We start from the raw sequence: 11,540 nt of genomic DNA on the forward strand, positions 1-11,540 counted from the left end.
CCGTCATGGTGCCATGCCCATGCCCCGTCGCGGCCAACGACCCATACAGATCCACCCGCAACGACGCCACCCGGTCCAGAACCCCGGACGCCTTAAGCTCCCCCGCGAACACCGCGGCAGCCCGCATCGGACCCACAGTATGCGAACTGGACGGGCCGATCCCGATCGAGAAGAGGTCAAAGACTCCAACAGCCATTGCAATTCCTTAGTTGGTAAGTGGTCGGGTGGGGCGGGCGGGAGCCTGGATGGGTGGGACGTAGATGACCCGGCCCCGGCCCCGGAGCCGGGGACGGTGGTTTCGACAGGTTCAGCCTGCGAGGTCGGCCACTGCCGGGTAAAGCGGGTGGGCTTCCGCGAGGGCCTCCACACGTGCGCGCAGACCGGAAAGGTCCGCGCCGGCGTCGGCGATCAGGGCCTCGGCGATGATGTCCGCGACCTCGGCGAAGGCGGCCTCGCCGAACCCGCGGGTGGCCAGGGCCGGGGTGCCGATCCGCAGCCCCGAAGTCACCATCGGCGGACGCGGGTCGAACGGCACGGCGTTGCGGTTGACCGTGATGTCGATTTCCGCGAGCCGGTCCTCGGCCTGCTGCCCGTCCAGTTCACAGTCGCGCAGGTCCACCAGGACCAGGTGCACGTCCGTGCCGCCGGAGATCACGTTAATCCCCTTCGCGGTGACGTCCGGCCGGACCAGGCGCTCGGCCAGGATCCGGGCGCCGGCCAGCACCCGCTCCTGCCGCTCCCGGAACTCCTCAGAGGCGGCGATCTTGAAGGCCACGGCCTTGCCGGCGATGACGTGTTCCAGCGGGCCGCCCTGCTGGCCTGGGAACACCGCCGAGTTGATCTTCTTGGCGATGTCGGCGTCGTTGGAAAGGATGATCCCGCCGCGAGGACCGGCAAGTGTCTTGTGCGTCGTAGACGTGGTGACGTGCGCGTGCGGCACCGGGGACGGGTGCAGCCCGGCGGCGACCAGCCCGGCGAAGTGCGCCATGTCCACCATCAGGTACGCGCCCACGAGGTCGGCGATGCGGCGGAACTCGGCGAAGTCGAGCTGCCGGGCGTAGGCGGACCAGCCGGCCACAATCAGCGCCGGCTTGTGCTCGAGGGCGAGGCGCTCCACTTCGGCCATGTCGATCCGGTGGTCCTCTTCGCGGACCTGGTAGGGGATGACGTTGTAGAGCCGGCCGGAGAAGTTGATCCGCATCCCGTGAGTCAGGTGCCCGCCATGCGCCAGGTTCAGGCCCATGATCGTGTCGCCCGGACGGATCAGCGCGTGCATTACGGAAGCGTTCGCCTGCGCGCCGGAGTGCGGCTGCACGTTCGCGTACTCGGCCCCGAACAGGGCCTTGACGCGGTCGATCGCGAGTTGCTCGATCACGTCAACGTGCTCGCAGCCGCCGTAATACCGCTTCCCGGGGTAGCCCTCGGCGTACTTGTTCGTCAGCACCGAACCCTGCGCCTGCATCACCGCGACCGCGGTGTGGTTCTCCGACGCGATCATCTCCAGCCCGTTGCGCTGCCGGGTCAGTTCGTCGTCGATCTTCGCCGCGATCTCCGGATCCAGCGCGGACAGCTCCGCATCCAGGGACGGGGAAACGACCTGCTCGAAGGCCGCCGTTGCGGCGCCTGCCCCGCTCACAGCTCGCCGCCGTTCGTGGAGGCGTACTCTTCAGCTGACATGAGCGGACCTTCTTCGGTCACGGCGACCTTGAACAGCCAGCCGGCACCGTAGGGATCGCTGTTGATCAGGGCGGGATCAGAAACGACGTCATCGTTGATCTCGACGACCTCGCCCGTCACCGGGGCGTACAGGTCCGAGACGGACTTGGTGGACTCCACCTCGCCGCAGGTCTCCCCCGCCGTCACGGTCGAGCCGACCTCGGGCAGGTCCACATACACAATGTCGCCCAGGGCATCGGCAGCCACGGCCGAGATGCCAATCCCCGCAGGGCCGGCCCCGTCAGCAGCAACCCACTCGTGCTCTGCGGAGTACTTCAGTTCAGCAACTACTTTGCTCATTCCAATTCCTTACTTCTCATCTGTCTAAAAAATCTGTGGTGGGCTTGGGTGCCAGTCGCGGTTTCGGCAAGCTCAACCAGCGGCTGCACCGCCGATCGGGCTTGTCGAGATCCAGGTGGCATCAAGCTCAACCCCCAATGATCGAGCTTGCGGAGACCACCGGTTTCGACAAGCTCATCCAGCGGGGCGGACTACTTTGCGCGCTTGTAGAAAGGCAGTGCGACGACTTCGAACGGCTCCGCCTTGCCGCGGAGGTCAATGTCCAGGGCGGTGCCGGGTTCGGTGAACTCGACGTCGACATAGGCCATCGCGACGGGGTAGCCCAGCGTCGGCGAGGGCTGTCCGGACGTGACTTCGCCAACAACGTTGCCATCCTTCAGGACCGGGTAGTGCCCGCGGCCTGCCCGGCGGCCCAGGCCCTTGAGGCCGACCAGCTTGCGGCCGGTGGTGGAGCCCGCGCCTGCTGCCTTGAGCTCGCTCAGTGCGGCCTTGCCGATGAAGTCCGACTCCTTGGCGAGGGAGACAACCGGGCCGAGCCCTGCGGCGTAGGGGTTGCCTTCGCGGGAGAGCTCGTTGCCGTAGAGCGGCATGCCGGCTTCGAGGCGCAGCGAGTCGCGGCAAGCCAGGCCTGCGGGAATGAGCCCGTGGCCGGCACCGGTTTCCAGCAACGCCTCCCACAGGCCCGCTGCGTCCTCGTTCGGCACGTAGATCTCGAAGCCGTCCTCGCCGGTGTACCCGGTCCGGGCCAGCAGCAGCTCCTGGGTAGTGCCGTTGACGGCGATACCTATCTCGACCGCCGCGTAGTACTTGAGCTCCGTGACCAGCGAGTGCTGCTCGGCCGGGACCAGGGTCAGCAGAATCGCCTCTGCCTTCGGCCCCTGCACGGCGATCAGGGACGTCTCTGCGGAATCGTCCTCCACCGTAACCTCGAAGCCGGCGGCCCTTTCGGCCAGTGCCGCGGCGACCACCGCGGCGTTGCCGGCGTTCGGGACCACGAGGTACTTCTCGTCGCCCCGGCGGTAGGAGATCAGGTCGTCGATGATGCCGCCGTCTTCGTGGCAGATCAGCGAGTACTTGGCCTTGCCGACGGCGACCGCTGACAGTTTGCCCGCCAGGGCGTAGTCCAGGAAAGCCGCAGCGTCCGGGCCGGTGACCCAGACTTCACCCATGTGGGAGAGGTCGAACAGGCCGGCGGCGGAGCGCACGGCGTGGTGCTCGGCCAGCTCAGAGCTGTACTTCAAGGGCATCTGCCAGCCGCCGAAGTCGGTGAAGGAGGCGCCGGCCTTCTTGTGCTCTTCGTAAAGCGCGGTGTAGTTCTCAGTCATGCGAAAATCCTTTCAATCCGGTGATTGAGCTGGTCGAAATCAGTTTTCGAATTCGGAAAGCGGCGGGCAGGAGCAGACCAGGTTGCGGTCCCCTGCCGCACCGTCGATGCGGCCCACCGGCGGGAAGTACTTGTCCTGCCTGAGAGCGGGCACGGGGAACGCGGCCTGCTCACGCGGGTACTTGCGGGCCCAGTCGGAGGAGACGACGGCGGCAGCCGTGTGCGGTGCGTTGCGCAGCGGGGAACCCTCCAGGGTGAAGTCCCCGGCGGCGACCTGCTCGATCTCGGCGTGGATGGTGATCATGGCGTCGATGAAACGGTCGATCTCCGCGAGGTCCTCGGACTCGGTGGGCTCCACCATCAGCGTCCCGGCCACGGGGAACGCCAGCGTGGGTGCGTGGAAGCCGAAGTCGATCAGCCGTTTGGCAACGTCCTCGGCCGTGACGCCGGTCCGGGCCGTCAGATCACGCAGGTCAAGGATGCACTCGTGCGCCACCAGTCCGCCTTCGCCGGTGTACAGGACCGGGAAGAACTCGTTCAGCCGGGAGGCGATGTAGTTCGCCGCCAGCAGCGCGGACTTGGTGGCCTCGGTCAGGCCAGCACCGCCCATGAGCTTCACGTAGGCCCACGAAATCGGCAGGACGCCGGCGGACCCGTAACGGGAGGCGCTGATGGCGACGCCGCGTCCGGCCTCATGCGCGGCCTTGTTGGCGTCGCCCGGCATGAACGGGGCCAGGTGCGCCTTGGCCGCGACCGGGCCCACGCCCGGTCCGCCGCCGCCGTGCGGAATGCAGAAGGTCTTGTGCAGGTTCAGGTGGGACACGTCGCCACCGAACTTGCCCGGCTGGGCCAGACCCACGAGGGCGTTCAGGTTGGCGCCGTCCACGTAGACCTGTCCGCCGGCTGCGTGGATGGCGTCGCAGACCTCGCGGACGTCGGCGTCGTACACCCCGTGCGTGGACGGGTAGGTGATCATGATGGCGGACAGCGCGTCCTTGTGCAGCTCGATCTTGGCATTCAGGTCCGCATGGTCGATCGTGCCGTCGGCGGCCGTGGCCACCACAACAACCTTCATGCCCGCCAGCACCGCGGAGGCCGCGTTGGTGCCGTGCGCCGAGGCCGGGATGAGGCAGATGTTGCGCTGCTCGTCGCCGCGGGACAGGTGGTAGCCGCGGATGGCCAGCAGGCCCGCGAGCTCGCCCTGGGAGCCGGCGTTCGGCTGGATGGACACCTGGTCGTAGCCGGTGATCTCGGTCAGCTGCGCCTCGAGGTCGGCGATCAGTTCCCGCCAGCCCTCGGTCTGCGAATCCGGCGCGAACGGGTGGATCGAGGCGAACTCCGGCCAGGAGATGGCTTCCATCTCGGCGGTCGCGTTCAGCTTCATGGTGCACGAACCCAGCGGGATCATGGTGCGGTCCAGCGCGAGGTCGCGGTCCGAGAGCCTGCGGATGTAGCGCAGCAGCTGGGTCTCGGAGCGGTGCGTGTTGAACACCGGGTGCTGCAGGAATTCGGAGGAACGCAGCACCGTCTCGGGCAGCATGAAGCCCTGGGCCGCCACCACCGGACCGGCGCCAAAGGCGACGACCACCGCGGAGAGGACCTCCGCCGTCGTGGTCTCATCGACTGACACGCCAACCGTGTCCGCGTCGATGAAACGAAGGTTGATGCCCCGGGCCTCTGCCGCGGTGATGACCTTCCGGGCCTTGCCCGGGACACGGACCGTGACGGTGTCGAAGAAGGACTCGCTCACCAGTTCGCGGCCGGCGACCTTGAGCGTGGCGGCGAGGGCTCGGGCGTTGTTGTGGACGGTCTCGGCGATCGCCTTCAGGCCCTCGGGACCGTGGTAGACGGCGTACATCGAGGAGACGATGGCCAGCAGCGCCTGGGCGGTGCAGATGTTGGACGTAGCCTTTTCACGGCGGATGTGCTGCTCGCGGGTCTGCAGGGCCAGCCGGTAGGCGGGGACGCCGGCGTTGTCCTTGGAGACGCCGACGATGCGGCCCGGGAGCGTGCGTTCCATGCCTTCGCGCACCGCCATGTAGGCAGCGTGCGGGCCGCCGAAGAACAGCGGCACGCCCAGGCGCTGCGTGGAGCCGACGGCGACGTCCGCGCCCTGTTCGCCCGGAGGCGTGATCAGGGTCAGGGCCAGGAGGTCCGCTGCCACGGTGACGAGCGCGCCGCGGTCCTTGGCCTCTGCGATCACCGCGGACTGGTCCCAGACCCGGCCGGAGACGCCGGGCTGCTGGAGGACGACGCCGTTGATGTCGCCGTCGGGCAGCCCCTGGGTCAGGTCCGCAACCTCGACCTCGAAGCCCAATGCCTCGGCGCGGCCCTTCACGATCGCGATGGTCTGCGGCAGGCAGTCGGCGTCCAGGACGGTCTTGCCGTCGCGGGCGCCAGCGTTCTGTCCGGCGGACTTATTGGCCCGGCGCATCAGGAGCACGGCCTCGGCGACGGCGGTCGCTTCATCGAGGAGCGACGCATTGGCGACCGGGAGCGCGGTGAGGTCCTGGACCATGGTCTGGAAGTTCAGCAGGGCCTCGAGCCGGCCCTGGGAAATCTCCGGCTGGTAGGGGGTGTACGCCGTGTACCAGGCCGGGGCTTCGAGGATGCTGCGGCGGATCACCGGCGGCGTGACGGTGTCGTAGTAGCCCTGGCCGATCATCTGCACGGCCGTCTTGTTCTTGGACGCCAGCTTGCGCAGCTCGGCCAGCACCTCAACTTCGCTGACGGCGGTGTCCAGGCTGAGCGGCTTTTCCTGGCGGATGGAGGCGGGGACTGCGTTGTCAACGAGGCCGTCTACGGTGTCGTAGCCGACGGCCTTGAGCATGGTGTCGATGTCTGATTGGCGGCGCGCACCGATGTGGCGGTCTGCGAACGTGGACGGGGACGATTGAACCGTCATGAGGAACTCCATAATTCAGGTGGCACAGAGTGCCACGATGATTCGGGTTCCTCCCCGCTCTGTATTGGACCTGAGAGTTTCCGCGTTGCCTGCTGTTCGCAGGCGCCACTTGCACCGTCGGTGAGCCCGGTTTCCCGGACTGCTTTCCAGAGTTGCCTTGCCGCGGCGGTACGTGGGCCTGAGAGATTCCTGGGGAGGATTTGCTCCTACGGCGCCCGCTGAACGTACCGGCAGGACTCTCCCGCCGCAGATCATAAGCTGTGCCACTGGTGGGTGACACGGCTCACACATTATCTGCTGTCCGCGCCGGATGCAAAATCTGCGTCACATGAGGCGTTGTTTTCGCCGGCAGAGGACGACGGCGGGACCTCCCACCGCTGCCTCCGACTCGCCGACGTGCGCGTCTTGTAAATGGCTATTGTCACCCAGGCAGGGAGTTAGTATTCTGCGGCCAGCCGGACTTTCGGCCGCATCAGGCGGCGCCCGGAACGGCGCCGCCGTCAGGGGCTATTCCCGTAAATAAAGGCGCCCGTCACCACACTGGCCGACAACGTGGAACACAGGGTGCCACGCTTCCACTCAAGGGAGAACCTGATGTTAGGCACCAGAAGCGGCCTCGCCGTCGTCGCTCTTGCCGTTGCCCTCATGACCATAGCCGCGCCCGCGCACGCAGCCCCCGCAACGCTCGTGAGCGCGGGGCCGGGAATCCTCGTCGCCGACGGCGCCGCGGTGGATGTTCCCGTCAAATTCGTGTGCGACACCGACCCTGCCCTGATCATCGCGGTACCCGTCGTCCAACTCACCCAACGAGTCAGCGACGGACGGATCGCCGGTGGCGGCGGAAACGATCAGCTCAGCTGCACCAAGCAGGCCCAGACAGTCACCATCAGGGTGGTTCCAAACCTGATGGCGTTCAACGAAGGCGCCGCCGCTGCTTCGGTGATTCTGCAAACCTGCAGCGCGCAATTCCAGTGCTCCGCCGTCATTGTCAACACCGAAATAACGCTCGCTAAACCAGTTGGCGCGGGGCTCCCGCCCCAACGATGAATATGCCCCAACCCCAGCCTTAGGAGCCGGGCATCCCGGCCAGTTCGTCGTGCCGGGTCAGTTCCTCGTGCTGGCCAGCGGATAGTTCCAGCTGCCGGACGATTCCGTCCACCAGGGCCGCCGGTTCCTCGAGGATGTCCGCGACTATGTGGGCCTCATCGTCCGCCAGCGGTTCGAGCGTGGCCAGCTGGGAAGCGAGCAGGCTGCCGGGCATGTACTCGTGCGCCCTGTTGCTCAGCCGGCCGGAAATCGTCGCTGCCTCGCCGGACAGATGGACGAAGACGAGGTCCGGCACGAAGCTGCGCAACAGGTCGCGGTAGCCGCGCTTGAGCGCCGAGCAGGCGATGATGCGGGAGCCTGCGCCGCCTCCTGGCGTCGCCAGTGCGGCACCGATTTCGGCGAGCCACGGCGCCCGGTCGTCGTCGTCCAGCGGGATGCCGGCGGCCATCTTTGCCTTGTTGGCGGGCGGATGAAAGGGCGGCTTCTCACAAACGTCGCAACACCAATCTGAAAGAGGTGTTGGATCATGCGCAGTTCGACGCGCCGATCGGGAAAAATGGGCCCAGAGGGCTTGGTTGAGAAGAAGCCTTTGTACGTTCAGCTCATGAAAGAAGGCCACTCCAACTCGGCAGCATGCAGGATTCTTGGGATCCACAAAAATACGGGCAGGCGTTGGTTGCATGGGCGCAACGGGGTCGAGGGCCTGATGCAGCAGGGCTTGGACCCGAGACCCGGAAAAGCGGTTCCGGCCGCAACCGTGTCCAGCCGCTATCTGTCAGAAGCTTCTATATCTCGTCAACCCCCAATTTCGCTGCCGGCGGCGGTGTTGAGGTGGCGGAAGAGGTGTCGGGCGAGGTAGCGCTTGATGCAGCGGCGGATCTCGCGGTCGGTCTTGCCTTCGACGCGGCGCCTGTCGGCGTAAGCGCGAGTTTGGGGGTGGTGGACCATCCTGACCATGGCGATGACGTTCAGTGCGCGGTTGAGGCGCCTGTCGCCGCCGCGGTTGAGCCGGTGCCGGGTGGTGTTGCCAGAGGAAGCCGGGATGGGGTTCACTCCGGCGAGAGCGGCGAACGCGGCCTCGTCCCTGACCCGTCCGGGATGGGACCAGGCGACCAGGACGGTGGCTGCCGTGACCGGCCCGATCCTGGTCTCCTCGATCAGGGCCGAAGCGGGGCTGGCCTCGACGAGCTCGCCCGTCCGGTTCGTGTTGTCCGTGATCTCGGCGTCAAGGGCGAGGATCCTCTTAGCCAGCCGCACGGCCTCGGTGCGGGCGGTCGCGGCGGCGAGGTCCTCCTCGCGCGGGCGCCAGCGGGAGATCTCCCCGATCTTCCTGGCGCCGAGGGGATACCGTGCGTCGATGCCGAGGTCGGCGATGCGCACGAGGGCGGTCAGGGCGTTCACGGCCCTGGTCCGTTCCCGTGTGAGCTCATCCCGGGCGGTGAGGAGGATCTGGGCTGCCGCCCGGATCCCTTCGTCCATCCGCGGGGTGCGCAGCTGCTCATCCTCGAGGGGGAGCACGGCGGCGGCGATGCGCCGGGCATCGATCGGGTCGGACTTGCCGATGCCGCGGCGCCCTGCCCTGCCCATCCGGCCTGCCTCGACCGCCCGGTAGCCAGCAAGCCCGGTCTGGCGGGCGAGCTGAGCCCCGTAGCTGCCGATGCCCTCGATGACCCACAGGGCGCCGAGGTCTCCACCGGTGCGGCGTGCCGCCCAGGCGATCGCGCGGGCCCTGCCGGTATGGGTGTTGGGGAAGGCCTCGGTTCCCAGGTGCTCGCCGTTGGAGGTTAGCACCCCGTAGGTGTGGGTCCTGGCGTGGGTGTCCACGCCGATTACGAATGAATGCGTTTGGGCGACAGTGGTGTTCACGCGATCACGGTTCCTTTCCATGCGACAGTGTTCCCGGTCGCTGCGGGGCGCCGTGCCCGGGAGAGGTCACTTCGAGGCAGAACTGTGATGGGCCACGATCACTGGGGGTCGGGCAGGCTTCTTATCAGGCCACCGAGGTGGGCCGGGCTGGCGCCGGCCGCCCACCACGGTCGGACAGTTCATAGGCAAGGCACCCAAGGGGGCCAGTTCTGTCATGAGCCACAACAGCGGCGAGGCGACCAATGCCAACCCTGCCAGCCGGTCCCGGACCAGCCATGTAAAGACTCACAGTTTCTGTCAAGCCGCCTGAGCGCTGATCCCTGGCATTGGTTCCCGGTAGATAGTGTGATCGCGGAGCATGGCCCAGAGGACGTTGATGCGGCGCCGGGCAAGGGCGATGAGCGCCTGTTTATGTGACTTTCCTTCTCCGCGCTTCCGGTCGTAGTAGATCCGTGAGGCCGCGCTGTTCTTCAGGCTGGAGAGGGCGGCGAGGTAGCAGATCCGGAGGAGTCTGCGGTTGAAGCGACGCGGTCGGTGCAGATTCCCGCTTATGCGTCCGGAATCACGCGGGACGGGAGCCAGGCCGGCGACGCTGGCGAGGCGGTCAACTGAGTCGAATGCTTCCAGGTTGCCGCCGATGTTCGCGAGGAAAGTTGCCGCGAGTACGGGGCCGAACCCAGGCATCGTGAGCAGAATGTCGGCGCTGTCGTGCTGCCGAAACAAGGCGGTGATCTGGGCATCGAAGTGGTCGATCTCTGCATCGAGAGTGCTGATTTGCTCGGCCAGTCGGACGACCAGGGTAGAGCCTGTGGTCTGCGTTGGCAGGACGGTGTGCTGGGAGTTCGCGGCTATCAGCGCCTTCTCGGCCATCTTGGCACTGTTGCGGCAGCCGCGTTTCCTCAGCCAGCTTGTGAGCCGTTTCAGTCCTACCCGGCGGATGCCCTCGGGGGTCTGGTAGCCGCCGAGGAGGAGCAGTGGCGCCTTCTTGGAGTAGTCGAAGGCGCGCTCGAGAGCCGGGAAGTATTCCAGCAAGGTGGCGCGGAGCCTGTTGATCGACCGGACCCGGTCGCAGATCAGATCCGTGCGGCGGGCAGTCAGAAGGCGCAGGTCAACGCTGATCTGGTCCGCGCCGCGCACGGGTTGGAGGTCTGTGCGCATGCGCGCCTGGTCGGCGATGATCCGCGCGTCTTTCGCATCGGTCTTGCCGTCCCCGCGATAGGTCGCTGCGGCGTGATGCACGATCCGTCCGGGGATATAGAGCAGTTGCTGCGCGTGCGCGGCCAACAACTCGATCAACAGAGCCGCAGCGCCGGCGGTCAGATCCGTTGCCCAACAGACCTCGCCACCGGCCGCGATCTCCACGACCGTGGCAATGAGCTCGAGCAGCACGGTTTCGTCGTTCTCGACCCGTGTGGACAGCAACACCGTCCCAGTCTGGTCGATCACAACGCAATGATGTGTTCTTTTGCCTGAGTCGATTCCCGCCCATACCGCCGGCATGTCTTATCCCTTCGATCAGCTCCTATTTCGAGGCCCCTGTCGATAACCACGCCGGCACGTCTTTACCCAACGATCAATGTCGTAAGTCTCAATAAGCGGTCGAGTCATCGGCCAGGCAGCGGGCGGCCATTCCCAGTGAGCCGTCCAAGCGGCAAGGAGATCTCGGCCATACCCGCCACCCGAGGGTGATCGAAACACTACGACAGCCCCGAAATCACCCACAACAACACCGTAAGGAAGGTGACCGCATCATGGGGAAAGGAAACAAATCAGCGATAGTGACGCTGGTTGAACGCTCTTCGCGACTCCTCATCGCTTTCGTGCTCCGTCCGGGGAGCAGGTCCGACAACGTGCGTGACCAGCTCATCGAAGTGCTCGCAGTCATGCCGGCCACCTTGCGGAGGACATTGACGTGGGACCGTGGATCAGAGATGGCCAAACACGCCGAGGTCACAGCTGCGCTGGGGACGCTCGTGTACTTCTGCGATCCGGCCAGCCCCTGGCCGCGCGCGTCAAACGAGAACGCTAATGGCCTACTGGAGTGGTCCCTAAATGTTGGACTCCTAATTAAACGTTAGCCGGTGGCGAGCTTGTGAGCGAGGTATTCGTCGGGGCTGAGGTAGTCGAGTCTGCGTTGGATTCGGGTGCTGTTCCACCAACGCAGATACTCGGTTAGCCCGGTGTGGAACTGCTCGATGGTTCTGGGTTGCTGGATCCGGAACCATTCCTCTTTGAGGTGGCTGAAGAACCCTTCCATGGAGGCGTTGTCCAAGCATTATCCGGCTAATGGCCCAGGAGTGCGGGGATTGGCCGGTTAAGGATTTAGTTGTTTCGGGAGGTCAGTTTCCGGAGTTGTTCTTCGTGGCGCCGCACGCTGGTGGC

At 66.1% G+C, this 11,540-nt stretch carries 10 protein-coding genes and 1 riboswitch; of the genes, 1 reads left to right on the forward strand and 9 read right to left on the reverse strand.

The features are described 5' to 3' along the window. The 5 genes from ABFP37_RS22295 to gcvP form a co-directional block, all read right to left on the reverse strand. A partial coding sequence (locus tag ABFP37_RS22295; RefSeq protein WP_347035010.1) for a serine dehydratase beta chain occupies window positions 1-196 on the reverse strand: 196 nt, incomplete at its 3' end. A 111-nt stretch (window positions 197-307) separates the two neighbouring features. Next, window positions 308-1,582: a serine hydroxymethyltransferase gene (gene glyA / locus ABFP37_RS22300; RefSeq protein ID WP_185982441.1), complete on the reverse strand. Its 1,275-nt coding sequence runs from the start codon at window positions 1,580-1,582 to the stop codon at window positions 308-310. A gap of 50 nt (window positions 1,583-1,632) precedes the next feature. Then, a complete protein-coding gene (gene gcvH / locus ABFP37_RS22305; RefSeq protein WP_078028487.1) occupies window positions 1,633-2,016 on the reverse strand; it encodes a glycine cleavage system protein GcvH in 384 nt (127 codons plus the stop codon). 191 nt (window positions 2,017-2,207) lie between these two features. Continuing rightward, window positions 2,208-3,341 (reverse strand): glycine cleavage system aminomethyltransferase GcvT, encoded by a 1,134-nt coding sequence (gene gcvT / locus ABFP37_RS22310; RefSeq protein WP_347035011.1) that lies wholly within the window; start codon window positions 3,339-3,341, stop codon window positions 2,208-2,210. Window positions 3,342-3,380: 39 nt separating this feature from the next. Next, on the reverse strand, window positions 3,381-6,245 hold the full coding sequence (gene gcvP / locus ABFP37_RS22315) for an aminomethyl-transferring glycine dehydrogenase (RefSeq protein WP_347035012.1): 2,865 nt from the start codon (window positions 6,243-6,245) through the stop codon (window positions 3,381-3,383). Window positions 6,246-6,401: 156 nt separating this feature from the next. Next, a riboswitch (glycine riboswitch) is annotated at window positions 6,402-6,499 on the reverse strand. A 340-nt stretch (window positions 6,500-6,839) separates the two neighbouring features. On the opposite strand from gcvP, the gene ABFP37_RS22320 reads away from it, so the two are divergent. Then, a complete protein-coding gene (locus ABFP37_RS22320) occupies window positions 6,840-7,292 on the forward strand; it encodes a hypothetical protein (protein ID WP_347035013.1) in 453 nt (150 codons plus the stop codon). Window positions 7,293-7,311: 19 nt separating this feature from the next. Here ABFP37_RS22320 and ABFP37_RS22325 read toward each other — a convergent pair whose 3' ends face one another. The 4 genes from ABFP37_RS22325 to ABFP37_RS22340 form a co-directional block, all read right to left on the reverse strand. Then, window positions 7,312-7,974 (reverse strand): gluconokinase, GntK/IdnK-type, encoded by a 663-nt coding sequence (locus tag ABFP37_RS22325; protein WP_347035014.1) that lies wholly within the window; start codon window positions 7,972-7,974, stop codon window positions 7,312-7,314. A gap of 113 nt (window positions 7,975-8,087) precedes the next feature. Continuing rightward, window positions 8,088-9,158, reverse strand: coding sequence for an IS110 family transposase (locus ABFP37_RS22330; protein ID WP_347035015.1), 1,071 nt, complete (start codon window positions 9,156-9,158; stop codon window positions 8,088-8,090). A 297-nt stretch (window positions 9,159-9,455) separates the two neighbouring features. Next, window positions 9,456-10,658, reverse strand: a complete 1,203-nt coding sequence (locus tag ABFP37_RS22335) for an IS110 family transposase (RefSeq protein WP_347035016.1) — start codon at window positions 10,656-10,658, stop codon at window positions 9,456-9,458. 574 nt (window positions 10,659-11,232) lie between these two features. Beyond that, window positions 11,233-11,430, reverse strand: coding sequence for an IS3 family transposase (locus ABFP37_RS22340; RefSeq protein ID WP_347035017.1), 198 nt, complete (start codon window positions 11,428-11,430; stop codon window positions 11,233-11,235). Between the last annotated feature and the right edge of the window lie 110 nt (window positions 11,431-11,540).

Origin of the sequence: Burkholderia sp. RS01 (genome assembly GCF_039748055.1) — a bacterium.
Classification (GTDB): Bacteria; Actinomycetota; Actinomycetes; order Actinomycetales; family Micrococcaceae; genus Arthrobacter.